Below are 25458 nucleotides of genomic sequence, written 5' to 3'. Positions count from 1 at the left end.
ATGTCGGTCCGCAGCCAGGCCGGTTGGTAACCGCGGAACGAGTCCGGGATCAGTCGGCTGAGCAGGCCGGCCATCACGAGCCTGCTCTTGGCGCGCTGGACGAGGCCGGGGCTGGAGCGGGAGAAGTGACCACGGTGGCGAACGATAGGAGAAACGGACAAATCGCGACTCACCCTTGGCAGGTGAGAACCGCAAGCGCCGGTCGATCGTCGCCGCGACTAAGGTCCGGTGGATGGCGACAGCTGACACGGGCGCACCGTCACCGGACGCGCCGGCGCCGACCGGGTGGACCTTCCTGACCAATCACGCCCACGTCCTTCTCACCATCGCCAGGAACCGGGACATCACCCTGCGGGACGCCGCGGCCCGGGTGGGGATCACCGAGCGCGCGGCGCAGAGCATCGTCAGCGACCTGGTCGTCGCCGGCTACCTCGTCCGCACGCGCCATGGCCGGCGGAACAGCTACACCATCGAGTCGCACCGCCCCCTGCGTCACCCGCTCAACGCCGGCCACGACCTCGACGAACTCCTCGCCCTGCTTGTGCCGATTCGTCCCGAGGCGTAGACATACGAAGTCTATTTCGGTAATCTGGAGTCGTAGGTTGAGGGGAGTACCCCACATACGGCGCGTCGTCATCACGGTTCCTCCGCAGGAGCCCGGCGCGTAGGGGCCGAGAGGCCCGGGGAAGACCTCGCCGGCTCAGCCGAGAGGAACTCGATGTCCGCAGCACCCTCCCCCGCACTTCCCGGCGCCCTCCTTCCGGGCGCCCTCCTTCCCGGCGCCCTCCTTCCCGGCCCGACGGTCGACCAGGTGATCGCCCTGCAGGCGTTCAAGGGCTACCCGGCCATCTCCCTGCTGCTCACCACCGTCCCGGCCCCGCGGATGACGCCGACCGACGCCGTCCGGCTCCGCGCCATGGCCGGTGAAGCAATCGACCGGCTCCGGCGCAGCGAGAACCCCCGCGCCATCGCAGCGGTCCAGGCCTTGTTGACAACCGCGGTCGAGCAGGCGATCTCGTCGCCGTCGAGCGCTGCCGTCGCCGTGCTGGCGAAGGCCGACCATGTCGAGGTCGTCCCGCTGCCGGTGCAGGTCAGGGATCGGGTGGTGGTCGACACCACGTTCGCCACCCGCGACCTCGTCCGGGCGCTGCACCGCACGCCCCGCCATGTCGTGCTGGTTTTCAACGCGGGTCAGGCTCGTTTGTTCGACGGTGGAGCGGGCGTCCTGCGCCCGGCCACGACCGACGCCTTTCCGATGGAACATGCCAGCAAGCAGTCCGGCGGGGTGAGCACCGCTTTTCTCCGGCGGGTCGACACCGCGCTGGGCGTCTACCTCCGATTGCGCCCGGCACCGCTGATCCTGATCGGCCCGGACCGGGTGCTGACCGCCTTCACCGGGCTGTCCCGGAACACCGGCCGGCTGGCCGGCACGATCGGCGGCAACCTGGCCCGGGCGCCGCTGGCCGAGTTGGCACGCCGCCTGCAGCCGGTCCTGGATTCCTACCTGCACTCCCGCCAGGAGGAGGCGCTCCGCCACCTCGCGGCCCGCGATCGGGCGGGCAAGGTGGTCACCGGCCTGCCCGCGGCGTGGCTTGCCGCCCGCCACGAACGGCCCGAGATGCTGGCCGTCGAGGAGAGCCTGTTCTACCCTGCCCGGCTCAGCGAGGACGGCGACTTCATCGAGCCCGCAACGGATATCGGAGCACCCGACGTCATCGACGATGCCGTCGACGAGTTGATCGAGCTCGCTCTGCAGCGCGGCGCATGGGTGGCGCTCACCACCGACGGCGCCCTCGCCGGATACGACCGGATCGCGCTCACCGTTCGCCCGCAGCGTTAGGACCGCCGATGGCACCCACCCCCCATGACGCCGCCCCCACACCGGTGGCGCCGGCCCGGCGACCGACCGGGGACGCTCAGCCCGCACCCGACCTGGCCTGGCAGGAACTGCTCAACGGCAACGGTCGGTTCGTCGCCGGCGAGCCGCTGCATCCCGGGCAGGACGCGGCCAGGCGGGCCGAGATCAGCGATGGTCAGCGCCCTTTCGCGATCGTCTTCGGCTGCAGCGACTCGCGGGTCGCCGCGGAGATCGTCTTCGACCAGGGCCTTGGCGATCTTTTCGTCATCCGCACGGCCGGCCACGTGGTGGACGCCGGTGTCCTCGGGTCGATGGAGTTCGGCGTCCACGCGCTGCGGATCGGCCTGATCGTCGTGCTCGGCCACGACAGCTGCGGTGCGGTCGCCGCTGCCGCTGACTCCGTCCGCACCGGAGCGGTGCCGCCCGGATACATCAGGGATGTGACCGAGCGGATCACGCCGAGTGTGCTTGCGGTGCAACGTGCCCAGTACCCACCGGACGCTGATGGAACCCGGACTCCGATGGACTACATCGAGGCCGAGCACGTCCGGGGCACCGTCAGGTTGCTGCTCGAACGCTCCAGCATCCTTGCCGGGGCGGTCCGGAACCGGACGTGCCTGGTGCTGGGTGCGACCTACCGGCTGGCCGATGGCCGGGTGCGGCTGGTGAGCAAGGAAAACTGAGAGACACTGCCTGCCAAAAGATCCCGCAGGCATTGCAAAATGAAGGGGAGTACCCCTACGCGTTCCGTCGTCATACACGGCTCACCGAGCCCGGCGGTACGGGCCCTTCACCGGGCCGGGAGAGACCTTCGGTTGACCGATCGACCGGAAGGTGGTTCCCGCTGTGGACGTAGCTACATGGGTATGGTTCGCCGTCATCGGCGTCATCGTCGCGATGCTGGCGGTGGATCTTTTCGCGCACCGCAGGGCGCATGTGATCGGCGTGCGCGAAGCCGCCGCGTGGTCGGCTGTCTGGGTCGGCCTCGGGGTGGCCTTCGGTGCCGTCGTCTGGTGGTGGTGGGGTGCCGAGTTCGGCCAGCAGTACTTCGCCGGCTACCTGATCGAGAAGTCGCTGGCCGTCGACAACGTGTTCGTCTGGGCCATCATCCTGAGCTACTTCGCGGTCCCCCGCGAGCTCCAGCACCGGGTGCTGTTCCTCGGCGTGCTCGGCGCCCTGGTCTTCCGCGGCGCTTTCATCGCGGCCGGGTCGGTGCTGATCGCCAGCTTCAGCTGGGTGCTGTACATCTTCGCCGCCTTCCTGCTGTACACGGGGTACCGGATGATCAGGAGCCGCAACGAGCACCTCGACCCGGGGTCGTCCCGGGCGCTCCGGCTCTTCCGGCGCTATGTGCCGATGTCCGAGACCTATTACGGGCAGCGGTTCTTCGTCCGCCGCGCGGAAGTGCTGATGGCGACGCCGTTGCTGGCGGTGCTGGTGCTGATCGAGGTCACGGACATCGTCTTCGCCGTGGACTCCATCCCGGCGATCTTCGCGGTCACCGACGAGGCGTTCCTGGTCTTCACCGCCAACGCGTTCGCCGTTCTGGGATTGCGGGCGATGTACTTCCTGCTCGCGGACCTGATCCACCGCTTCGTCTACCTGAAGATCGGTCTTGCCCTGGTGATGATCTGGGTCGGCATCAAGATGCTGCTGAAGGTGGACGTGCTGTACATCCCGACACCGATCTCGCTGGCGGTCATCGCCGTCCTGATCGGCGGCTCGGTGGCCGCGAGCCTCGTCGCCACCCGCGGCAGCGGCCGCCTTGCCCCTCCCGCGCCGCTCGACCCGCCGTTCCGTACCGCGACCGACGCCGAGGCCGCTGAGGTGGAGCCGGTGTGGCGCCGGCGCAGCAGGCGATAGCCCACCGCTCCGCCGGTCGCTGCGCGCCGCGTACGGTCAACGCCGGAGCTGACGGGCCGGACCGAGTGAGGAAGTGACCTTTCGTGAGCGTGCAGACGACGCACACCGAGCAGTCCCTGTGGCACGGCTTCGCCGACATGGGCGCGGTGCGCACCAACGGCGAATTCGTCGTCACCCGCGGGGAGGGTGCCCATATCTGGGATGACGGCGGGCGGCGTTACCTCGATGCCACCGCCGGTCTGTGGTTCACCAACGTCGGGCACGGCCGCACCGAGATCGCCGACGCAGTCGCAGCACAGATCGGCCGGATCGCCGCCTACTCGACCTTCGGCGACTACACGGTGGACACCACTGTGGCGCTGGCCGACCGGCTGGCCGGGATCGCGCCGGTGCCCGGCAGCAAGATCTTCTTCACCTCGGGCGGGTCCGACTCGGTGGAGACCGCCGTCAAACTGGCCCGCCGGTACTGGCTGGAGACCGGTCACCCCAACAAGAAGATCGTCATTGGTCGCGAGAAGGCCTACCACGGAATGCATGTCGCCGGCACAGCGCTCGCCGGCATCCCGGGCAACCACGACGGGTACGGCGAGCTGATGGCGGACGTGCGGGCCGTGGAGTGGAACTCCGGCAAGAGCCTGCTGGAGACCATCGAGAACGTCGGCGCCGATCGCATCGCCGCATTCTTCTGCGAGCCGGTGATCGGCGCCGGCGGCGTCTACCCGCCGCCCGAGGGGTACCTGGCCGAGGTCCGGCAGATCTGCCGCGACAACGACATCCTTTTCGTGGCCGATGAGGTCATCACCGGGTTCGGCCGGATCGGTGACGAGTGGTTCGCCTCCACCAAGTTCGGACTGGAGCCGGACATGATGACGACGGCGAAGGGCCTGACCTCCGGCTACGTGCCGATGGGCGCCGTGTTCGTCGCCCCGCACCTTGCCGAGCCGTTCTTCGACCCGTCGGCCGGGGTCTGGTGGCGCCACGGATACACCTACGGCGGCCACGCGGCCGCCGCGGCCGCCGCGCTGGCCAATCTCGACATCATCGAGCGGGAGAACCTGCTGGCGGCCGCGGGACGGCTGGAAAAGACCCTGCACGCCTCGCTCGCCGGACTGGCCGATCACCCCGCGGTGGCCGAGGTGCGCAGCGGGACCGGCGCGGTGGCCGCAGTCCAGCTGGTGGACGCCGGGGCGGCACTGGGGTTCGCCAAGTCGCTGCGCAGCCATGGCATCGCGACCCGGGCGGTCGGTGCCGGCGGCATCCAGATCTCCCCCGCCTTCGTCATGACCGACGACCAGGTCGAGGAACTGGCCGCGGGCATCCGGGCTGCCCTGGGCTGATCGGGGCCGATCAGGACCCGAGCGCGTCCGCCAGTGCGGTGATGGTGCCGTCCATCCAGCTGACGAAGTCCGTGCCCGCGGGCAGGGTCTCGGTGACGGGCACGACGGCAACCCCGGCCGCCTGCGCCGCGGATTGCACCTCCTGCGTCTCCGGTGACGAGGTCTGCTCGTTGTAGATCAGCGCGGCGACCTGCTTGCCCTGCACGAGGGCGACCGTGTCGGCCAGCACGAGCGGGGGGACGTCGGTGCCCTGCTCGATGGCCTCGCTGAACTGGTCCGGAGTCTTGTTCGGCAGGCCGGCGGCCTCGGTCAGGTAGAGCGGTACCGGTTCGGTGATCGCGACCGGTGTGCCGCCATGCGCGGCCTTGATCGCGCCGATCTTCTCGGCGAGCCCGTCGAGCTTGCCGGTGAAGGCGGCGGTGTTCTCCTGGAAGTACGTTGCCTTGTCCGGCCTGATCGCGGTCAGTTCCGCCGAGACCTGCTCGGCCACAGCGGCGACCGACGGCAGGTCGTACCAGACGTGTTCGTTCAGCTCGCCGTGCTCTTCATCCTCCGACGTCGACGCGGCGTCCGAACCGGGGGCCTGCGACGAGGCGGTGGTGCCGTCGTCCTGATGATCCTTACCGGACACCGCCACCGCGTCGATGACCGGCACACCGGCGTTGGAAGCGTCGACCATGGTGGTGGCCCAGTCGTCGTATCCGCCGCCGTTTGTGACGACCAGACCCGCCTTCGAGACTGCCAACTGCGCCTGCGCCGTCGGTTCGAAGGAGTGTGGGTCGGCGGCCGGATCGCTCACCAGTGCGGTGACGGACACCTGATCGCCGCCGACCTGCTCGACGACGTCACCCCAGACGTTGGTCGAGGTGACCACGGGCACGGGGCTCGCGCCGTCCGCGCTGCCACCTGCACCGCCGGCGGCCGGTGCGTCGGAGCCGCACGCCGTCAACGCCATTCCCGCGACCGCGGCCACCGCGATCAGTGACGCCCTGAGCCTAGTTCTCATCCGCATTCTCCTACTGCTGTTGATTCTGATTATCACTGGCGGTAGTCTAGAGGCTCCCCATCCAGCAGTGCGAACGGCCACCGAACAGCGCTCGGGTCAGCGGGTGGAACTCAGCGCCGGGCGAGCAACTGCTCGAAGGGCACCAGCCGCTCGAACGGATCGGCGTCCCGGCCCTGCCGCCTGGGCGTCGCCGCCACGTCGTCGGCAACAGCCGTTGTGGTGGACGGGCTCCAGGCGCCGGCGGCCAGGGTCGCGCCGAGCTCCCGACCGGCCCGATCGACCCTGTCGGTCAGCGACCGACCCGATTCGTCGGCACCGAAATCGGCGGTCGCTGCGAAGACGGCCGTCGGCACCACGCCGGCCCGCAGGTAGCCGAACAGCGGCCGCAGGGCATGGTCGAGCACCAGCGAATGCCGGGCCGATCCACCGGTCGCGGCGATCAGCACCGGGGTGCCGTCCAGCGCCGCCGGATCGAGCACGTCGAAGAACGACTTGAACAGCCCGCTGTAGGAGGCGCTGAAGACCGGGGTCACGGCGATCACCGCGTCTGCCGAGCTGACCGCGTCCAACGCGGTCCGCAGCGGCAGGCTCGGAAACCCGGTCAGCAGGTTGTCGGTGATGTCGTGGGCCAGTTCGCGCAGCTCCACCGGGATCAGCTCGACCCGGTCGCCCCGCTCGACGACGCTCCGCTTCGTCGCGTCGGCGAGTTGGTCGGCCAGCATCCTGGTCGATGACGGCCGGCCGAGCCCGGCCGACAGGACGACGACGGTGAAGGTCCTCATGCCCGATCACCTGCCGGCGACAACGGCGACACTGCAGCAGCATCGGCGGCCGCGGCCTTGAGACTCTCGTGCGTGGGCGCCTCCGGGACATGCGCCGGGCGCAGTGCGTCGAACTCCCTGCGCAGCGTCGGGACGACCTCCTCGCCCAGCAGGTCCAGCTGCTCGAGGACCGTCTTCAACGGCAGGCCCGCGTGGTCCATCAGGAACAGCTGGCGTTGGTAGTCGCCGAAATAGTCGCGGAACTTCAGTGTCTTCTCGATCACCTCGGCCGGGCTGCCGACCGTCAGCGGCGTCATCTCGGTGAAGTCCTCGAGGGACGGACCGTAGCCGTACACCGGGGCATGATCGAAGTACGGACGGAATTCCTTGACGGCGTCCTGGGAGTTCTTCCGCATGAAGACCTGCCCGCCGAGACCGACGATCGCCTGGTCGGCGCTGCCGTGCCCGTAGTGCTCGAAACGCGTGCGGTAGAGCTCGATCAGCCGCTGGAAGTGCGCCTTGGGCCAGAAGATGTGGTTGGCGAAGAAGCCGTCGCCGTAGTACGCGGCCTGCTCGGCGATCTCCGGGCTGCGGATGGAGCCGTGCCAGACGAACGGCGGCACACCGTCCAGCGGCCGCGGGGTCGAGGTGAAGCCACGCAACGGGGTACGGAATGTGCCCTGCCAGTCGACGACATCCTCCCGCCAGAGCCTGCGCAGCAGGTCGTAGTTCTCCACGGCCAGCTCGATGCCCTTGGTGATGTCCTTCCCGAACCACGGGTACACCGGGCCGGTGTTGCCACGGCCCATCATCAGGTCGACCCGGCCGTCGGCGAGGTGCTGCAGCATCGCGTAGTCCTCGGCGAGCTTCACCGGGTCGTTGGTGGTGATCAGCGTCGTGGACGTCGACAGCATCAGCTTGTCGGTCTTGGCTGCGATGTAACCCAGCATGGTGGTGGGTGAGGACGGCACGAACGGCTCGTTGTGGTGCTCCCCTGTCGCAAAGACGTCGAGCCCGACCTCTTCGGCCTTCTGAGCGATGGTGACCATCGCCTTGATGCGCTCCGCCTCTGACGGGGTCCTGCCGGTCGTGGGATCGGTGGTGACGTCGCCGACGGTGAAGATTCCGAACTGCATGGCGTGCTCCTCGGTGTCGATGTCGTTCCCGGTTGTTGAACGTTCAACCGGTTCTGCCCGCTGTAACGGCACGGGGTCAGGTTCCATTCCCGCGCATGGATCAGGCTCCTGCGCCCTCGTTTAATCAGTTGCCCCACCCCGGCTCCGTCTGGTGCCGTTGGGTCTCACATCCCACCGAGCGACAGGAGTTCCACCGTGCGAGCTGCATCGATGTCCGCCTCTCACACCATTTGTCGCGAGGACTCGATGCTGCATGCGCACGCTCAACCTGGGAATACTGGCCCATGTCGACGCCGGTAAGACAAGCCTGACGGAACGGCTGCTGTTCGAAGCCGGCGTTCTGGACGAGATCGGCAGTGTCGACGCCGGCAGCACCCAGACGGACACATTGGCGTTGGAGCGCCGGCGCGGCATCACCATCAAGACGGCTGTTGCGACCTTCGTCGTCGACGGCGTCACCGTGAACCTGGTGGACACCCCCGGCCACCCCGACTTCATCGCCGAGGTGGAGCGGGTGCTGGACGTCCTTGACGGCGTCGTCCTGGTGGTGTCCGCGGTCGAGGGAGTGCAGGCGCAGACCAGGGTGCTGATGCGGGCGCTGCAACGACTGCACCTCCCGACGATCGTCTATGTGAACAAGATCGACCGTGCCGGGGCGCGTGAGGGCGAACTGCTGAGCGAACTGGACGACCGACTCGGCGGCGGCATGATCGCCGTGCAGCGGGTGTCCAGTATCGGCAGCCGAACCGCCGACGTCAGCGGAGCGCTGGACGAAGCCCGTTTCGCCGCCTCCGCTCTGGAGGTTCTCGCCGGAAACGACGACCGATTGTTGGAGCAATACGTCTCCGCGGGAGCGCTGTCCACGCCCCGGCTGCGGGCCGAGATCGGCGCGCAGACTGAGCAGGCGCTGGTGCGCCCGGTGTTCTTCGGCTCCGCGATCACCGGTGCCGGCGTCGCCGAGTTGATGGCCGGTGCCATCGAGTTGCTGCCAGTGGCCGATTCACCGGACCTGGACAGCGCATCGGCGGAGCGGCCGTCCGCGACGATCTTCAAGATCGACCGCGGCCCGGCCGGCGAGAAGGTCAGTTATCTGCGCATGCGGGCCGGCGTTCTCAGAACGAGGGACCGGGTCACCCTGTGCGGCCGGAACGAGGCGAAGGTGACGGCGATCCGGGCGTCGGCGCCCGGCGGGTTCGTTCGCCGCGATGTCCTGCTGGCGGGCGAGATCGGCACGGTGACGGGGCTGGGCGAGGCCCGCATCGGCGACGTGTTCGGTGCCGTGCCCGGTGACGGTCGGCGCCCAGGGTCGACCTGGCACTTCTCCCCTCCGACGCTTGAAACGGTGGTGACGCCGGGCCCGGGATCCGATGGCCGCGCACTGCACACCGCGCTCACCGAACTCGCGGAAGCCGACCCGCTGATCGGGCTGCGATCCAACGCCGCCGGAGAACTGGTGGTGTCGCTGTACGGCGAGGTGCAGAAGGAGGTGCTCGAGGCGACGCTGCTGGAGCGCGGCATCGAGGTCGGCTTCACCACCAGCACGACCGTCTGCATCGAGCGGCTCACAGGCACAGGGTCGGCGGTCGAGCACATCTACGCCGACGGCAACCCCTTCCTGGCGACGATCGGGTTGCGGGCGGAGCCGGCGCCGCCCGGTGCCGGCATCGACTTTCGACTGGAGATCGAGCTCGGGTCGATGCCGCTCGCGTTCCTCACCGCGGTCGAGGCAACTGTCCGGGAGACGCTGCGGCAGGGACTGCGCGGATGGGACGTGCCGGACTGCGTGGTGACCATGACGCACGGCAAATACGCGCCGCGACAGAGCGCCATGCACGCGAATTTCGACAAGAGCATGTCCAGTACCGGTGCCGATTTCCGCGGCTTGACACCGCTGGTGCTGATGTCGGCACTCAAGGCTGCCGGCACCGCGGTTCACGAACCGCTGCACCAATTCCGGCTCGAGATCCCGGCGGACACCTACGGCACGGTCCTGCCGGTGCTGACGAAGCTGGGCGGCATTCCGCAGCAGCCGACGCCGGACCGGGCGGGCTACCGCATCTCGGGGGTCATCCCCGCCGCCGCGGTCCACGGGATGTATCAGGCGCTACCGGAACTCACCCGCGGGGAGGCCCTACTCGAGACCTCATTTGATTCCTACCGGCCGGTGGCCGGACGCGCTCCGGCCAGGGCACGGACCGGGCCGGACCCGTTGCACCGCAGGCAATACCTGATGGCGGTGCTGCGCGGGCTGTAACTAATTGTCCGAGCCGTCGGACCCTCTGCTGAATTCGCCATTGACGATCGCATCCGCATACTTCCGAATGTCGGGTCCCGGCTCGAAATCGATGAACCGTCCCTCCAACCGCTTGTACAGCTCTGCGTAGACGGCGTCGGAGGATTCTCCACTCATCGACTTACCCAGGTCCAGCACAGCTTCTCGCAGCACCCGATCGGAGTCGTCCAGGATCTTGGCGCGGGCGGGTTCATTCCAGCGGATATCGGATTCTTGCATTCCACCAACATACGCGCGGCCTTCGCTGCGAGCATCCGTGCAATTGGGACGAAAAGCGCCGCCATCCGCCAACAATGGCGGTTTGAGAATGAACAGTAAGGGAAGTTCAGCGGCCGGCCGGGTCGCGGCCCGGGAACCCGAACGACTCCCGCAGCAGGGCGAACCCGGCGTCCAGCGACACCCTGGGCGTCCAGCCCAGCACCGACCTGGTCCGCCGCTGGTCGAACCAGTGCGCGGTGCCGAGTTGCTCGGCCAGGAACCGGCTGATGGGCGGAACTCCGGGGCGCCTGGCCAGCCGCCAGGCGGTCTCCACCGCGGAGCCGGCGGCGACCGCTACCGGCAGCGGGATCCGCCGTCGCGGACCGGGCACGCCGGCCGCCGCGCAGACCTCGCCCAGGATCTCCGCCACCGGCCGCGGTTCGCCGTTGGAGATCACCAGGGCCTCGCCGTGCGCCGGCCCGCAGGCATCGACCGCGGCGACGAGCGCGTCGACAGCGTTGTCCACGTACGTGGTGTCGATCAGCGCGGTACCACCCGCGATCAGCGGCAACCGGCCCGCACGCCCGCGCGCGACGATCGGACCGACCAGCTGGGTGTCCCCGGGACCCCAGATCAGGTGCGGTCGGACGGCCAGCACCGCGAGCTCCGGGTCGTCCGCGGCGAGCGCATGCCGCTCCGCGATGGCCTTGGACCGTGAATAGAACGACCGGGCACCGGTGGGGTCTGCCGCGCCCGCACCGGCGCCGATCAGCGGTTCCCCGGCGTGCGCCACCGAGGGCGAGGACACGAACACCAGCCGGGGCACACCGCCCGCCCGGCACGCCTCGACGACGGAGCGGGTTCCGGCGACGTTGGCGTGCTCGTACTGCTCCCAGGGACCGACGACGTCGACCTTCGCGGCCAGGTGCAGCACGGCATCGTGGCCGCGCACCGCGGCCCGAACCAGCTCGGTGTCCGCGACATCGCCGAGCACCTCGCGGGTGTCGATGCCGGCCGGCCTGCGCTGCAGCACCGTGACGCTGTCACCGCGGTCCAGCAGCGCGGTCGCCACCGCCCTGCCCGTCATCCCGCTGGCGCCGGTCACCAGGACCTTCATCCGCGGCGTGACCGCCCGGCCAGAACGTCGGTGGCCCAGTCGGCGAGCGCTACCCGGTCGATCTTGGAGTTGTGCCTGATGTCCACCGGCAGGGCGTCCTTGATCAGGACGGCCGCGACCGGCAGACCCGCCGCGCCACGGGCGGTCGCGGCCAGTTCCGGCGACGCCAGCGGGCCGCCGGAGCCCGCCAGGACCAGCACGAGTTGCTGCGTGCCCGCCGGACCGACACCCACTGCGGCCACCGCCGGCCGGCCGGCCGCGGCCGCGACGGGTTGCACTCCGCCGAGCGCACGCTGGACCCGCTGCTCGACACCGACCGGCGTCACCGGGCCGTCGGGACCGCTGATGACGTGCACCGTCCGGCCCTGCACCCAGAGCCGTCCCCGCTCATCCAGCATCCCGACGTCGCCCGTGCGATGCCAGCCCGGATGGGCGGCGGCGCGCTGGTCGGTCATCCACAAGGTGTCGTAGCGATCCTTGAGATGAGCAGCGATGACCCAGATCTCGCCGCTCACACAGGGCGTGTCGGTGAGATCCACGCCTGGGACGCCGGCCTCGTCGAACGGGCCGATCAGCACCCGGACGCCCGGCAGCGGACGTCCGACACAGACGCCGTCACCGGTGCCGGCGTCGGCGATCTGCGGCAGCGAGATGTCCGTCAGCGGAAGGCCTTCGGTCATCCCGTACGGGGTGTGCATGGCGGCGTTCGGCAGCACCGCCTGCAGCCCGCGGAGCAGCGCGGCCGGGACGGGCGCCCCGGCACTCATCAGCAGCCGCACGTCGCCGAGGGCCGAGCGCTGGGCCGCGGACAGGCCGTCCGCGGTGGCGAGCACATTGGCCAGCGCCGCCGGGGAGGCGAACACCACGGTCGCATTGACCGCCGCCGCGGCGTCACCGAGCGCCGCCGCGGTGAGTGTCCCCGGCTTCGTCACGTCGGTCGCAGGGACGGCGGACGGCACGCCCAGCGCGGGTCCGTACAGCGCGAACGGGGCGAACGCGGCGACCATCCGGTCCCGCGGGCCGAGGTCGTAGGTGCCGGCGATGACGGCCAGCTGGGCCCGCAACTGGCGGTGCCGGTACAGCACGCCCTTCGCCGGTCCGGTCGCTCCGGAGGTGAAAACCACTGCTGCCTCGGCGGTCTCGTCACCGTGACCGTCACCGGCCCCGAGCCCGGGGGCCACAGCGCGCTGCCCGACAGCCTCGAGATCGGGCAGCGAGTGCCGGACGCCGGTGACCCGGCGCACCGCGGAAGGCAACGGGCGGCTCGCGATCCTGGTCCCCGGCACCCGCATCGGCCCGGCGGCCAGCAACCCGGGCAGGTCGGCGATGACGTGGTCGATCTTTGCGCTGCGCAGCGCCCTCGCCATGCCCCGCAGGCCGAGACCGCGGTCCACCACGACGATCACGCCGCCGGCCTGCCAGACCGCGTACAGCGCGACAGTGAGTTCGATCGAGGGCGGGACCAGCAGCGCCACCCGGTGTCCCGGCAGCACCCCGGCCGTCCGCAGTCCGGCCCCGGTGTCCCGGACCCGGCGATGCAGGTCGGCCCAGCTGATGGTCGCACCGCCGACCTCGACGACCGCGGGGGTGTGGTCGTCGGCCCGGGCGATGAGTTGGGCGAAGACCGACGGCCGGACCGATGCGCCAGGGTCCGGCGACGCGTTCGGGCCGGACCGATCCTCGGCCGCACGGTGACGCCCCGTGGAGGCCGGCTGCGCATCCAGATCGGCCACGAAGGCACGAACGGCGTCGGCGTAGCCGGGGGCGTCCTCGGGCAGCAGGTGGCTCGCGTGTTCGTACCGGTGCAGCTTCGCGGTGGGCAGCCGCTGCTGCAGGTCCCGCAGGTGCTCCTCGAGGAAGACCGGATCGCGTGGCCCCCAGAGCAGCAGCGCCGGCACCTCGAGCGTCGGCATCGCCTCGGCGATCAGATCGAGTGTCGGCCTGCTGGGATGATCTGAAGCGAAAGGAATGTCGGCCACGAAATCGCCCACCGGGGCACGCAGTCCCACCGAGCGGTACGGCGCCGCGAAGGCGTTGCGAACGTCCCTCGGGAGCCGCGGCCAGGTCAGCGACGTGGTGGCCCGCACGAAGATCGGGGCCAACCGGCACGCGACCCGGTTGATCACCGGGACATGCGCCAGCCGAATCAGCACGGGACCCGCCGACGACTCCGGCTGATGCACGGCGGTGTTCGTCAGCACCACCCCGGCGAGCTGGTTGCGGTGGCCGACGGCCCAGCCCATCGAGATGATGCCGCCCCAGTCGTGCGCCACCGTGACGACCGGCCCGGTCACGCCCAGTGCCTCGGTCAGCCGGCCGAGGTCGTCGACCCGTTGCGCCAGCACCCGCGGGGTGCCGATTCGCTCGGAGTAACCCATCCCGAGCTGATCGGGCGCGATGACCCGCCACCCCGGCGGCGGCGACGCCACGAGCCGGCGCCACAGGTAGCTCCAGGTCGGGTTGCCGTGCACACACAGCAGCGTGCCCACCGGCTGCTCCCCGGACCCGCCGGCCGACTCCGGCCAGGAATCCAGCACATGGAACGTGCGGGTCGCCCCGTCGGCGTCCACCACCTCCACCAGCCGCGACCACGCGGGATCCAGCCCGGGGAGGCCGGCAGGCGGCAGCGTGGCCGGGCGCACCGGCGACCCCGTTGCGGAGCCGAAGGGACGCTGTGAAAGAACCCCGGTCACCAGACGAGTTCAGAGATCGAGGCGTTCAGACCGGAGCCGATACCCATCAGCAGCACCCGGTCGCCCTGCGAGAGTTCGCCCGCGATGCCGGCAAGGGTGAACGGGATCGCCGCCGGCCCCAGGTTGCCGCGCTGCGGGAACGTCAGCGGCACCCGGTCCAGGTCGATGTCCAGCGCCGACGAAATCGCCCTGGTGTGCACCGAGCTGACCTGGTGCATCACGTACCGGCTGATGCCGTCGTGCCAGCCGAACTCGGCCGCAGACTCCGCCCACAGCTCACGGGACAGCTCGAGCCCGGCGTTCATCAGCCCGGTGCTGTCGGTATGCATGTAGTCCATGTCGCCGACGCAGAGCAGGTGGTGCTCGCTGCCGGCCCTGGTCGCGCCGCCCAGGAAGCGGTGCCCTTCCGGGTGCTTGTCGCTGCGTCCGAGCACCATGGCGGCGGCGCCGGATCCCAGGGTCAGCGAAGCGAACTGAGCGAAGACGTCCTTGGCGTCACCGCTGCCGTTCTGCAGGCGGCCGATGGTCGCGTTGTGGATCCCGCGGGCGTCCTCGCCGTTGACGACGAGCGCGTAGTCGATCTGCCCGGATTCCAGCATGGCGGCGGCGAGCTGCATCCCGTTGACGAATCCGAGGCAGGCGTTCGTCACGTCGAAGTTCTGGCAGGAGCTGGGCAGACCCAGCGCGTTGTGCACCGCCACGGCGGTCGACGGCTCCAGGTGCGCGCGGCTCACCGAGGTGTTCACCAGCAGGCCGATGTCGCCCGGCTGCACGCCCGCCTCGGCCATCGCCTTCGCGCCGGCCATGGCCGCGCCGTCGGCGAACGTCGTTCCGCGATTCCACCAGCGCCGCTCGTGGATGCCTGCCAGACGCTGCATCATCCCGGGCCGCAGACCTACCCTCGCGTACACCTCGCCGAGCCGGTCGTCCATCTCGGCCGAGGTGACGACCTCGGGGGCGTCGATGGCACAGACGGCCAGCACAGAGGTGTTGTGGAAACGGTGAATGGCATTGCCGCCCATACGGACCCTTTCGGCGATCAGACGGGTGTGAACCCGCCGGCGGCAGGATCACGCGGGTGTGTCCGGAAGCCGTCTTACGTCAGGACGGAGCTGTACCCAGAGATCACGATAATGCAACGGCGGACCGGCTCCGTCCGGTGGACGCGGCGGTCAGGCTCCGACGACCCGCCGCAGGAGGCACCCGAGGGGCCGGTGCCGACCACCCGGTCACCACGCGGCCCCCCGGTAGTCCTTGAGAAAGACCCCGGTCAGATCGACGCCGTTCTCGCCCTGCACGATCGGGTCGTAGACCCGCGCCGCGCCGTCCACCAAGTCCAGCGGGGCGTGGAAACCCTCACGCGCGAGCCGCACCTTCGTCTCGTGCGGGCGTTCGTCGGTGATCCAGCCGGTGTCCACCGCGGTCATCAGGATCCGGTCGCCGAGCATCTCGGCGGCGCTCGTCCGGGTCAGCATGTTGAGTGCGGCCTTGGCCATGTTCGTGTGCGGGTGGCCCGGGCCTTTGTAGCCGCGGCTGAACACACCTTCCATCGCTGAGACGTTCACCACGTACTTCCGGCGGGCCGGGCTGGCCGCCATCGCGGACCGCAACCTGCTGATCAACACGAACGGTGCCGTGGTGTTGCACAGCTGCACCTCGAGCATCTCCAGTGCGTCGACCTCGTCGACCCGCTGGGTCCAGCTGTTGTTCCGGCCGCGGTCCGGCACCAGCCCGCCCGCGTCGATCGCACGGCCGGCGGCGACCAGCTCAGTGGACGCGGACCCGGCGAGCAGGGCCAACCGGGAGATCTCCGCGCCGGTCCGCCCCGCCGGCAGGTGCGGCAGCGGGTGCTCGGACAGCGAACCGGCCAGGGCGAGCGGGTGCGCGTCGGAAATGTGATCGAAGGTGAGCAGTTCGGGCAGCGGCCCGTCCGGCAACGTATCCGATTCGGCCGCGACCAGCGGCGCGTACGCACCGGGTGACCGGCGGACCGTCTGTGCTGCGTTGTTGATCAGGATGTCCAGCGGACCGGCCTCCGCGACGGCGTCGGCCAGTGCCACCACCTGAGCGGGATCGCGCAGGTCAATCCCGACGACGCGCAGCCGGTGCAGCCAGTCCGCACTGTCCGGGAGGGCGGTGAAGCGGCGCACGGCGTCGGTCGGGAACCGGGTGGTGATGGTGGTGTGCGCGCCGTCGCGGAGCAGCCGCAGCGCGATGTACATGCCGATCTTGGCCCGGCCGCCGGTGAGCAGCGCGCGGCGTCCGGTCAGGTCGGTGCGGGCGTTGCGGTGCTGGTGGTTGACTGCCGCGCAGGCAGGGCAGAGCTGGTGATAGAACGCGTCGACCTGCACGTAGTCCTTCTTGCAGATGTAGCACGGCCGCGGTCGGGTGAACGTGCCGGCGAGCGCGCCCACCGCGGTGGACACCAGCGGGATGCCCTCGGTCTCGTCATCGATCCGGCCAGGGGAACCTGTTGCGGTCGCAGCCACCACCGCCTGGTCGGCAGTGCTGACCGCGTCGCGCCGTTGCACCCTGCGGGCCTGCTTGACGGCCTTGAAGATTCCCGCGGTCGCCCGCCGCACCGCGACGGCGTCGGGGTGCTCGGGAGGAAGCTGCTCGGTCGCGGCGATCACCCGCAAGCAGGTCGCGAGGTCGTCGGTGTCGATTCCGTGGGGTGCTGTCTGCGTCACGGGTATGACGATAGGTGCGCCGAATGCCCCGCTTTGCCCGAGAAGCCGGTTCGTCAGCGGCCGGAGCCCGTCACGAGGTGCAGGTCACGCCTGCCGGTGGCGATGTCGAGCGCGCCCGCCGGCAGGTCTGCCGGGATCAACTCGCCGATCTGCCGGTAGGCGTCGACGACCGCGGCCACCACCTCGGCCGGCCCCACGTCGGGGGCGACATCACGCACCGCACCGACCGACGCCGGATCCCAGTCCAGTTCGAGAGCCCGGTACACCTCCTCGAGCACCGAGCGCACGGTATCGGCGTCCTCGACGACGATGACGGTGCCGAACAGCCACGCGCCACGGACCAGTCGTTGCGCGGTGCCCACCAGTTTGTGACCGCGTCCGTCGTTGATGCTGAACTCGCCCCGGCAGTACTCGCCCGGCACCGGACCGAGTTGCGCATCCACTCCCAGCGAGCGGAGCGCACCGGTCAGCACATCGGCGAACAAGGTGAACCGCGGCCGGATCTGGTCGACGTCCGGGCCACTGCCGGGACGGGTCGGGTCGGTGGCGATCGGGCCGATGTGATCAAGGCAGACGGTCCCCGGGTGGTACGCGGCCGCGCGGCCACCGGGACCCCGGCGCACCGGGGCGAACCCGGCGGCGACCGCGGCCGCGGCCGCGGCGCCGATGCCCGGGGACACACAGTCCCGACCACTGAACGCCAGCGTCGGCCTGGGCCGGTACACCCGCAGCAGTTCCGATCCGCCCGCGCCGACCTGCTGGAGCAGGAAGGCGCCGAGCGCCACGTCGAGAACGGGATCCCGATCGCCATCGGCCCGCCCGCCCGTCTCGTCGATCAGCCTGATGGTCTGCGGCGGGTGGCCCAGCACAGTGTCGGTGTCGGTGTCGGTGTCGGGCACGACAGCGATGCTGGCACACTCCCAACCATGGATTTGCGCGCCGAGATCGCCGACTGGCCGGTCGGATACGCCGACGTCGCGGTGGTCGGCCCGACCGGTGTGCTGGACATCGCCGACGACGGCAAGTCCCACCCGTGGGCGTCGGTGACGAAGGTGCTGACCGCGCTCACGGTGCTGGACGCGACCATCGAGGGTGTCGTCAGCCTGGACGACGAGGTCGGCCCGCCCGGTGCGACGCTGCGCCACCTGTTGTCCCACACGTCGGGGCTGGCTCTGGACGAGGACCTGGTCATCGGCCGTCCGGGCGCCAAACGTTCGTACTCGAACCGCGGGATCGACCTGGCGGCGGAGCATCTCGCGGATCGGACCGGTCGCCCGTTCGCCGACGAACTGGCCGACCGGGTGCTGGACCTGCTGAGCATGGACGGGACGGAACTGCAGGGCGACCCGGCGCACGGCGCGCGGGGACCGATCATTGACCTCGCCGCCCTCGCGCATGCCCTCCTGGTACCGACACTGCTCCTCCCCGAAGTGGTGTCGCTGGCCTCGACTGTTGCCTTTCCCGGGCTGCGCGGCGTGTTGCCCGGCTTCGGGAGGCAGGAGCACAACGACTGGGGGCTGGGCTGCGAGATCCGCGACGGGAAGTCCCCGCATTGGACAGCACCGGGCAATTCACCGCGCACATTCGGGCACTTCGGCCAGGCCGGGACCTTCCTCTGGGTCGACCCGGACGCCGGACTCGCCTGCGTCTCGGTGTCCGACACCCCGTTCGGACCGTGGGCCGCCGATCGCTGGCCGCGGCTCTCCGCCGCGGTGCTCGAGGCCTACCGGCCCTGAGGCCTGATCCAGGTCAGCCCGCCGCCGAGCCTGCTGTCGGCCACCACCTCGACCAGGCACGTCGCCCTCCCACTGCCGGCCGCCTCCGAAGCCCGGTCGGTCTCCACCACGACCCGCAGTGATCCGCCCGCACTCGGATCGATCATCCCGGTCACCGCCGTCACCAGCGCCCGGCAGGACGCCATGATCGACTCCTCGTCCGACGCAGCGGGGCCGGGCTCCGCAGGACCAGGCTCGGCAGAACCGCCGGTCGGCGCACCCCACCCGCTGGTTGCCGACCAGCCGAAGATCTCGGCGTCGTGCGCCACGGAGCACGGCAGCTCCCGCCGCCCGGCAGCGGACGGCTGCGCCCGGCAAGACCCGTAGGCATCCGCTGCCGGGAAGGCCCCGGACGCGGCACCGGTCCTCAGCGATCCGGAATAGGGGGCCTTCCTGGGCAGCATCGCGCAGCCGATCCAGCGTTGGCCCGCGAGGAACTGAGCCTTGTCGGGGCCGATCAGCACCAGTGTCTGGGTCAGGACCGGACGCCAGTCGGCCAATGCGCGTGCTGTGTCCGTCGGCCCCGCGCTGCCGGACGAACCCGCGGGTTCCCAGCCGAGGTACTCGCGGGCAGGTGGATCGCAGTCACCCGGATCGACGAACGACGTCCGATCGAAGACCATGGTCGACGGGAAAGCCCTGAAATCCGGTGCCACGAAAACCATCTCGCCGTAATTGGCGGCCCCGCAGGGACCGGCCGGCGCGGCGAACGCCGTCACCCGGCCGTACGCGAGGGTCGGTTCGGGAGCGGCAGACAGGCACTGGCCGAGCTCGGGCGCATCCGCCGTCGACAGCCGTGCGGCGGATCCGGCGATGCGACGACCGGTCACGGTCGGGATGGCCAGGGCGACCAGCACGGCGGCGATCAGCACCACCGCGCCCGCTGCCCGTCGGTCCATCCGTCAGATCATCCGCCTGGATGCCCGACTTCGGACAGAGTCGGGACCCGCCTGATCCCCAGCGAGAGGAACGCGGCCACCACGCAGAGGCCGGCCGCGCCCAGCCAGGCCATGGTGTAGTCACTGGTCAGGTCACGGATCACGCCGGCCCCGACGGAGGCGATGGCGGCGCCGAACTGGTGCGCGGCGAACACCCAGCCGAAGACGATCGTCCCCGACTCGCCGAACACCTCCCTGCACAGAGCCGCGGTCGGCGGGACCGTGGCCACCCAATCCAGCCCGTAGACGATGACAAAGGCCAGCATGCTCGGGTGCACGGAGTCGGTCAGCAGGGACGGCAGCATCAGCAGGCCGACGCCGCGGAGCGCGTAGTAGACCGCCAGCAGAATGCGCGGGTTGATCCGGTCGGTCAGCGCCCCGGAGGCGATCGTGCCCACGACGTCGAAGATCCCGACAACGGCCAACAGCCCGGCGGCGGTGGTGGTCGGCATCCCGTGGTCGTGGGCGGCCGGGACGAAATGCGTTCCGATCAAGCCATTGGTGGTGGCCCCGCAGATGGCGAACCCGCCGACCAGCGCCCAGAACGTGCGGGTGTGCGCGGCCTCCACCAGGGTGCGTAACGTTCGCTTCACGGCGCTGCCGGACCGGACGGCGAGCTCGAAGTCGTCACCCCGCGCGAGATGGCCCGGGCTCACCTCGGCCGACGGCTCGAGCGCAGGCGCCCCGTAGGGGAGCACACCGCGGTCCGACGGGTAGTTCCGCACGAAGATCAGCACCAGCGGCACCACGGCCAGCGCGGCCACCGAGACCATCAGCGAGGCGGCCCGCCAGCCGTAGCCCTCGGCGAGCCAGGCCATCAGCGGCAGGAAGACCAGTTGGCCGGTTGCCCCCGCCGCGGTCAGCACACCCATCACCAGCCCGCGCCGCCGGACGAACCACCGGTTGGCGATGGTGGCCGCGAACACCAGCGCCATCGAGCCGGTGCCGAGGCCAATCAAAACGCCCCACAGCAGCACCAGCTGCCACCCGGCGGTCACGAACACCGAGAGCCCGGAGCCGAGCGCGACCATCACCAGCGCACAACTGGTGACGGTCCTGATACCGAATCGGTCCATCAGCGCCGCCGCGAACGGGGCGGTCAGCCCGTACAGGACCAGGTTGGTCCCGACCGCGACCGACAGCAGCCCGCGCGACCAGCCGAACTCGTCCTGCAGCGGCACGATCAGCACCCCGGGTGCGGACCTGAAACCCGCCGCCCCGATCAGCGCGATGAACGACACCGCGGCCACGATCCAGGCGGGATGGATGCGGCCGGACTTCGGCGCCACGGCGGGCTTCTCAGTGCCCTCCGCCCGCCCGGCGGAGGGCACGGATTCGGGCTGTAGGTCCGGCGTCGTCATACAGACCTCGAATCGGGCGCGGGAACGGTCTCTGGTCACCGTAACGGCATCCGGCCCGGGGTATTCCGCGGTCCGCGGAACCACCGCTGGCATCCGGCGGCGAAAACATCTGTCAGCCTTTTACTGTGCGCACTGCTCAGTCCTCCCGCTGTGCTCCAGCCGTGACGGCCGACCGGTGAGCGCCATCGGCGAACAGTCCGAGGACGAACAGTCCGAGGAGGCCGGCCCGCGGAGCGCCAAGCCCGACGCGGCCTCACTCGCCGCGTTCGCGACCCTCTGCACCTACACCTGGTTCCTCTACGGGCTGGGTCCCGCGCTCCCGTTGTTCCGCGACGAACTGGGAACCAGCAGCGCGGTCGCCGGCCTGCACAGCCTGATGCTGGCGGTCGGCGTCGTGATCGCGGGCTTCACCGGGGTCAACCTCGCCCGCCGGTGGCATCGGTACGGCGTCGCGCAGCGTGGGATCGCCGCGTTGACCATCGGAGTGTTGCTGTTCACCGCGGGATCTCTGCTGTCCGGAGCCGAACTCGCGGTCACCCTGCCGGCGATGATCGTCATCGGCATCGGTGGCGCGGTCGCGGTGAACACCTCGACGACCGTTCTGCAGGCGCACAACGGTGTCTACGGCCCATCGCTGCTCAGTACCGGCAACGCGGCGGCGGCCGGGGTCGGTCTGATCACCCCGCTGGCCGTGGGAGTTGCCACCGCGGCCGGCTGGACCTGGCGCGCGGCGATGGTGCTGGTCATCCCGTTCGCCGTTGTCGCGCTGATCCTGGTCACCCGGCAGCGCCGGGTGCCCGCCTATGCGGCGGTGCCGGTGGGCACCGCGAGCTTCACCTTCCGCGGCCTGCCCAGGGCGTACTGGCCGGCGGCCGCCGCGGTCGTCAGCTCGGTCGCGATCGAGTTCTGCATGGTCACCTGGACACCTGACCTGCTCACCGACCGGACGGGCATGAGTCCCGGAACGGCCAGCGGCGCCGTGTCCGCCGTCGTCGGCGGGATGGCGCTGGGCAGGCTGCTGGTCGGTGCGCTGGCCACCCGCCGGTCCTCGCTGGTCCTGTTCCTGGTCAGCGTCGGGGTGACGGCGGGCGGCTGGCTCATCGTCTGGCTGTTCACGTCCCCCGTCGCGGCCGTCGGCGGTCTGCTGATCGTCGGGCTCGGGGTGGCCGGCCAGTACCCGTTGGGCGCGGCCATGGTCATGGCCCTTTCGGGCGGGCAGCCGGACAAGGCGATTGCCGTCATGAGCATCGGGGTCGGGCTGGCCTCCGGCCTCGGGCCGTTCCTGCTCGGCGCGCTGGCCGACCAACTCGGCGTGCGGTCCGCGTTCCTGATCGTTCCGGTCCTGTGCATCCTCGCCGCGGGGTGCAGCACCGTCGGCCAGCGGTGGGGAACCAGGACGATTCGGGATTGACCACCCGTATCCTCGCGGTGAGCCGCAGCTGTCAGCGTGGCTCACGATCACCGGCGGTGAGGAGTGACATGAGCGTTCAGGACGCCAGGCCGAGGGTCGCCATCGCCTGCCAGGGAGGCGGCAGCCACACCGCTTTCACCGCAGGCGTTCTCAGTCGTATCTTCAGCGACGACGTGCTCGCCCGGTATCGCATCGTCGGACTCAGCGGGACATCGGGCGGCGCGGTCTGCGCCCTGCTGGCGTGGTCCGCGCTCGTCGATGGCCGACCGACCAGGGCCGGCGAGCTGCTCCGCCGGTTCTGGGACGACAATTCGGCGTCCTCGATCCCGGAGCAACTGCTCAACGCCTGGACGCTCTGGGTCAGCGAGCTGGCCAATTACGTGGCCACCCCGGCCGTCAGCCCGTACGAGAGCCCGGCATCGGATCTGGCGTTCGCGCAGTTGAAGGCCCTGCTAGGCAAATCCGTGGACTTCGGATCCCTGAAGGCCGTCGCCGACGACCCCGAGGCGCCGCGACTACTGCTGGGCGCCGTTGACGTGGTGTCCGGCGATTTCAAGGCGTTCGACAGCCGACGCGCGGAGATCACCCCGGAGGCGGTGATGGCGTCGGCGGCGATCCCCAATCTCTTCCGGTCGGTGCACGAGGCAGGCGGCGTGTACTGGGACGGCCTGTTCTCCCAGAACCCGCCGGTGCGTGAGCTTCTCGACACGGCGCCGGACGAGATCTGGGTGATCCAGATCAACGCCAAGCAGACGGACAGCGAACCGCGGACCGTGGTGGAGATCGCCGACCGGCGCAACGAGCTGTCCGGCAACCTGTCGCTCTACCAGGAGCTGCACTTCATCGAGACGATCGACACCATGCTCGAGGAAAAACTGCTGGCACCGGGCAAGTACAAGCCGATCACCATCCGCATCATCCAGATGAACCGCTCGTCCCGGTCGCTGATGATGGGCGCGGCGTCGAAGATCAACCGTGATCCTGTGTTCCTCAACGAGCTGATCGACCAGGGCGAGCAGCGCACCGCCGATTTCATCACCGCTCTGGGATTCGAGCAGGCCTGGCTGACAAGGGATCCCGAATCGATCGTCAGCTACTTCACCGACGCGACGGTGCTGTGTTCGGAGGCCCCGTTCGCTCCGCGAGGGCCGATCATCGGGCTGCGCACCGCCCGGCAATTCGCCACCGACCTGCTGGCCGCCGACGTCGAGGTGGATCTGACCCGCAAGCAACTGGCCGGCGACCACGTCCGCTGGCGGATTCGCACACCTGCCGGTGAGGACGGCGGCCGGGTCGTCGGTACCGCGGAGTTGCGGTTCGACAAGGGCAAGGTCACGAGCTTCTCGCTGGGCCCGCGGGCCTGACCGCCGGAGCGCGCCGGCCCTATTCCGCGTCGGTGGTCTGGTCCATCACGTAGATCGTCATCCCACCGGCGTCCCGATAGGTCGCCAGGTAGCCGCCGGGGATCTCCGCCGGCTCCTCGACGACATGCAATGTCCCGGGTCGCTTCTCGTGAAATGCCTGCACGCTCTCGACGACGAACAACGGCCCGGGCGGTGCGGTCGGGTCATTGGCGTCGAGCATCAGCTGTACATCGGTGCCAGGCATGGACAGCGCTACGGTGGCCTCGCCCTCCCGCCACATCTCCTCGCACCCGAAGGTGTCCCGGTACAGCGCCAGTGAGGCGCCCAGGTCCGCCGTGGGAGCGAAGAGGAACTCGAGCTTCATCGCAGCACCTTCATCGGAACGCCTTCCGTGTCGTGGCCGGCAGCCGTAGTTGAATAGGCGTCCAGCGTAAAGGCATTATGTACCCATGCGCGAGTGGGTTCCGGTGTCGACATCACCGAAGGGGCGCCTGGCCCTGACCGCCGTGCAGGCGTTCGGGGAGCAGCCCTTCGACGAGGTGACGGTCGGCGATCTGGCCGCCAAGGCCGGCGTGACGACAGGCGCTCTCTACCACCACTTCCAGAGCAAGCTGGGTCTCTACCTGTTCGTCCGCGGCGACGTCGAGCGTCGGGTCCTGGATCGGATGGAGGGTGCAGCGGGCGCAACCACCGGGCGGTCCGAGGCCGTGAGCGCCGCACTGCTGGTCGGCTTCGACTTCGCGGTGCGACAGAACGTTCCCCGGCTGCTCGGCGAGCCACCCGGCGGGTCGACGGATGACCAGCTGGTTGATTTCCTTGCCCTGCTCTGCCGTCCCATCCCGCCCCCGGTGGCCGAGGTGCTGGTCGCCGGGTGGCGGGCCGCGCTGCTGGCCGTGGCCGCCGGGGTTCCCGCCGAACAGGCGCGGCAGGCACTGATGGCGGTGCAGCTGCGACCGGATCGGTAGTCCAGGCCCGGATCGGCCTGGATCGGCCCGGCCCGGCCCGGACCGCCGGCGATCGCCGGTGCTGTCCGGCCGTTGTCGGTGCGGCGGGTCATCATGGGCGGGTGTTGTTCGCCCAGCTCGCCGTCACCTCGGCCGATGTCGCCGCCACCCGTTCCCGGCTGGCCAAGCGGAAACTGATCGCCGCGGCCCTCCGGTCGGCCGAGCCGCCGCCGGCAGAGCCCGGGACGACCGCACCGGCGCAGCCGTCCGAGCTCTTTCTCGTCGTCACCTACCTGTCCGGCAGTCTGCGACAGCGGCGGACCGGGGTGGGCTGGGCATCGCTCAGCGCGTTGCCGCCGCCCGCCGGGACCGCATCGCTCACGGTGCACGACGTCGATGCCGCCTTCCAGGACATCGCGACCATCGGCGGCCAGGGCTCAGCGGTGCTGCGGGCGGCTGCTGTCGGCGAGCTGTTCGGCCGCGCGACCGAGGACGAGCAGCGGCTGCTGCGGGGCCTGGTGTTCGACGAGATCCGGCAGGGCGCACTGGATGCCCTCGTTCAGGACGGGCTGGCCGAGGCATTCGGGGTGCCGGCGAAGGCCGTGCAGCGGGCGTCAATGCTGCTCGGGTCAACCTCGGCCGCTGCCGATGTGCTCGCGTCATCGGGACGTGAAGGCCTGCAGGCGGTTTCGCTGAGAGTCGGGCAGCCGGTG

The 25458-nt window shown here is 70.1% G+C and carries 22 protein-coding genes and 1 pseudogene; 11 read left to right on the top strand and 12 right to left on the bottom strand.

Annotation, left to right across the window (positions count from 1 at the left end):
• Nucleotides 1–232: 232 nt before the first annotated feature.
• The 5 genes from ACVBEQ_RS06055 (at nt 233) to ACVBEQ_RS06035 (ending at nt 5058) form a co-directional block, all read left to right on the top strand.
• Nucleotides 233–565 carry a helix-turn-helix transcriptional regulator gene (locus ACVBEQ_RS06055; RefSeq protein WP_447155262.1) on the top strand — a complete coding sequence of 111 codons (333 nt, stop codon included), beginning with the start codon at nt 233–235 and terminating at the stop codon, nt 563–565.
• Nucleotides 566–718: 153 nt separating this feature from the next.
• The gene (locus tag ACVBEQ_RS06050) at nt 719–1840 is read left to right on the top strand and encodes a baeRF3 domain-containing protein (RefSeq protein ID WP_447155261.1); all 1122 of its coding nucleotides are present in this window, start codon (nt 719–721) and stop codon (nt 1838–1840) included.
• Nucleotides 1841–1848: 8 nt separating this feature from the next.
• A complete protein-coding gene (locus ACVBEQ_RS06045) occupies nt 1849–2541 on the top strand; it encodes a carbonic anhydrase (RefSeq protein WP_447155260.1) in 693 nt (230 codons plus the stop codon).
• 163 nt (nt 2542–2704) lie between these two features.
• Nucleotides 2705–3721, top strand: coding sequence for a TerC family protein (locus tag ACVBEQ_RS06040; protein WP_447155259.1), 1017 nt, complete (start codon nt 2705–2707; stop codon nt 3719–3721).
• A 137-nt stretch (nt 3722–3858) separates the two neighbouring features.
• Nucleotides 3859–5058: an aminotransferase family protein gene (locus ACVBEQ_RS06035; protein WP_447155325.1), complete on the top strand. Its 1200-nt coding sequence runs from the start codon at nt 3859–3861 to the stop codon at nt 5056–5058.
• Nucleotides 5059–5068: 10 nt separating this feature from the next.
• Here ACVBEQ_RS06035 and ACVBEQ_RS06030 read toward each other — a convergent pair whose 3' ends face one another.
• The 3 genes from ACVBEQ_RS06030 to ACVBEQ_RS06020 form a co-directional block, all read right to left on the bottom strand.
• Complete coding sequence (locus tag ACVBEQ_RS06030) at nt 5069–6064, bottom strand: metal ABC transporter solute-binding protein, Zn/Mn family (protein WP_447155258.1); 996 nt, start codon at nt 6062–6064, stop codon at nt 5069–5071.
• Between the two features lie 110 nt (nt 6065–6174).
• Nucleotides 6175–6846, bottom strand: coding sequence for an FMN reductase (locus tag ACVBEQ_RS06025; protein ID WP_447155257.1), 672 nt, complete (start codon nt 6844–6846; stop codon nt 6175–6177).
• Nucleotides 6843–7961 carry an LLM class flavin-dependent oxidoreductase gene (locus ACVBEQ_RS06020; protein ID WP_447155256.1) on the bottom strand — a complete coding sequence of 373 codons (1119 nt, stop codon included), beginning with the start codon at nt 7959–7961 and terminating at the stop codon, nt 6843–6845. The genes ACVBEQ_RS06025 and ACVBEQ_RS06020 overlap by 4 nt, the downstream gene beginning before the upstream one ends.
• Before the next feature lie 253 nt (nt 7962–8214).
• On the opposite strand from ACVBEQ_RS06020, the gene ACVBEQ_RS06015 reads away from it, so the two are divergent.
• Nucleotides 8215–10215 (top strand): GTP-binding protein, encoded by a 2001-nt coding sequence (locus tag ACVBEQ_RS06015; RefSeq protein WP_447155255.1) that lies wholly within the window; start codon nt 8215–8217, stop codon nt 10213–10215.
• Here ACVBEQ_RS06015 and ACVBEQ_RS06010 read toward each other — a convergent pair whose 3' ends face one another.
• The 6 genes from ACVBEQ_RS06010 to ACVBEQ_RS05985 all read right to left on the bottom strand — a co-directional run bounded on the left by ACVBEQ_RS06010 (nt 10216) and on the right by ACVBEQ_RS05985 (nt 17851).
• Nucleotides 10216–10473, bottom strand: a complete 258-nt coding sequence (locus ACVBEQ_RS06010) for a hypothetical protein (protein WP_447155254.1) — start codon at nt 10471–10473, stop codon at nt 10216–10218.
• A gap of 106 nt (nt 10474–10579) precedes the next feature.
• Nucleotides 10580–11557: an NAD-dependent epimerase/dehydratase family protein gene (locus tag ACVBEQ_RS06005; RefSeq protein WP_447155253.1), complete on the bottom strand. Its 978-nt coding sequence runs from the start codon at nt 11555–11557 to the stop codon at nt 10580–10582.
• 8 nt (nt 11558–11565) lie between these two features.
• Complete coding sequence (locus ACVBEQ_RS06000; RefSeq protein ID WP_447155252.1) at nt 11566–14211, bottom strand: alpha/beta fold hydrolase; 2646 nt, start codon at nt 14209–14211, stop codon at nt 11566–11568.
• 47 nt (nt 14212–14258) lie between these two features.
• The gene (locus ACVBEQ_RS05995) at nt 14259–15284 is read right to left on the bottom strand and encodes a 3-oxoacyl-ACP synthase III (protein WP_447155251.1); all 1026 of its coding nucleotides are present in this window, start codon (nt 15282–15284) and stop codon (nt 14259–14261) included.
• A 207-nt stretch (nt 15285–15491) separates the two neighbouring features.
• On the bottom strand, nt 15492–16958 hold the full coding sequence (locus ACVBEQ_RS05990) for an SDR family NAD(P)-dependent oxidoreductase (RefSeq protein ID WP_447155324.1): 1467 nt from the start codon (nt 16956–16958) through the stop codon (nt 15492–15494).
• A 47-nt stretch (nt 16959–17005) separates the two neighbouring features.
• The gene (locus ACVBEQ_RS05985; protein WP_447155250.1) at nt 17006–17851 is read right to left on the bottom strand and encodes a lipoate--protein ligase family protein; all 846 of its coding nucleotides are present in this window, start codon (nt 17849–17851) and stop codon (nt 17006–17008) included.
• A 27-nt stretch (nt 17852–17878) separates the two neighbouring features.
• Between ACVBEQ_RS05985 and ACVBEQ_RS05980 the strand changes: the two genes are divergently transcribed.
• Complete coding sequence (locus ACVBEQ_RS05980; RefSeq protein WP_447155249.1) at nt 17879–18688, top strand: serine hydrolase domain-containing protein; 810 nt, start codon at nt 17879–17881, stop codon at nt 18686–18688.
• On the opposite strand, the gene ACVBEQ_RS05975 is transcribed toward ACVBEQ_RS05980, so the two are convergent.
• Both ACVBEQ_RS05975 and ACVBEQ_RS05970 read right to left on the bottom strand, forming a co-directional pair.
• A complete protein-coding gene (locus tag ACVBEQ_RS05975; RefSeq protein WP_447155248.1) occupies nt 18676–19626 on the bottom strand; it encodes a hypothetical protein in 951 nt (316 codons plus the stop codon). The two genes, ACVBEQ_RS05980 and ACVBEQ_RS05975, sit on opposite strands and share 13 nt — an antisense overlap.
• A gap of 8 nt (nt 19627–19634) precedes the next feature.
• Nucleotides 19635–21026: an MFS transporter gene (locus tag ACVBEQ_RS05970; RefSeq protein WP_447155323.1), complete on the bottom strand. Its 1392-nt coding sequence runs from the start codon at nt 21024–21026 to the stop codon at nt 19635–19637.
• A gap of 175 nt (nt 21027–21201) precedes the next feature.
• Between ACVBEQ_RS05970 and ACVBEQ_RS05965 the strand changes: the two genes are divergently transcribed.
• Together ACVBEQ_RS05965 and ACVBEQ_RS05960 are read left to right on the top strand one after the other, a co-directional pair.
• Nucleotides 21202–22437, top strand: coding sequence for an MFS transporter (locus tag ACVBEQ_RS05965; RefSeq protein ID WP_447155247.1), 1236 nt, complete (start codon nt 21202–21204; stop codon nt 22435–22437).
• Between the two features lie 68 nt (nt 22438–22505).
• Nucleotides 22506–23801 (top strand): patatin-like phospholipase family protein, encoded by a 1296-nt coding sequence (locus tag ACVBEQ_RS05960; protein WP_447155246.1) that lies wholly within the window; start codon nt 22506–22508, stop codon nt 23799–23801.
• A 19-nt stretch (nt 23802–23820) separates the two neighbouring features.
• Here ACVBEQ_RS05960 and ACVBEQ_RS05955 read toward each other — a convergent pair whose 3' ends face one another.
• Nucleotides 23821–24165 carry a VOC family protein gene (locus ACVBEQ_RS05955; protein WP_447155245.1) on the bottom strand — a complete coding sequence of 115 codons (345 nt, stop codon included), beginning with the start codon at nt 24163–24165 and terminating at the stop codon, nt 23821–23823.
• An 85-nt stretch (nt 24166–24250) separates the two neighbouring features.
• Between ACVBEQ_RS05955 and ACVBEQ_RS05950 the strand changes: the two genes are divergently transcribed.
• Both ACVBEQ_RS05950 and ACVBEQ_RS05945 read left to right on the top strand, forming a co-directional pair.
• The gene (locus ACVBEQ_RS05950; RefSeq protein ID WP_447155244.1) at nt 24251–24766 is read left to right on the top strand and encodes a TetR/AcrR family transcriptional regulator; all 516 of its coding nucleotides are present in this window, start codon (nt 24251–24253) and stop codon (nt 24764–24766) included.
• 101 nt (nt 24767–24867) lie between these two features.
• A pseudogene (locus ACVBEQ_RS05945) lies at nt 24868–25458 on the top strand (ATP-dependent DNA ligase); the annotation flags it as partial.

This window comes from Nakamurella sp. GG22, from assembly GCF_052976845.2.
This window is presented reverse-complemented; position numbering and strand designations above follow the sequence as displayed.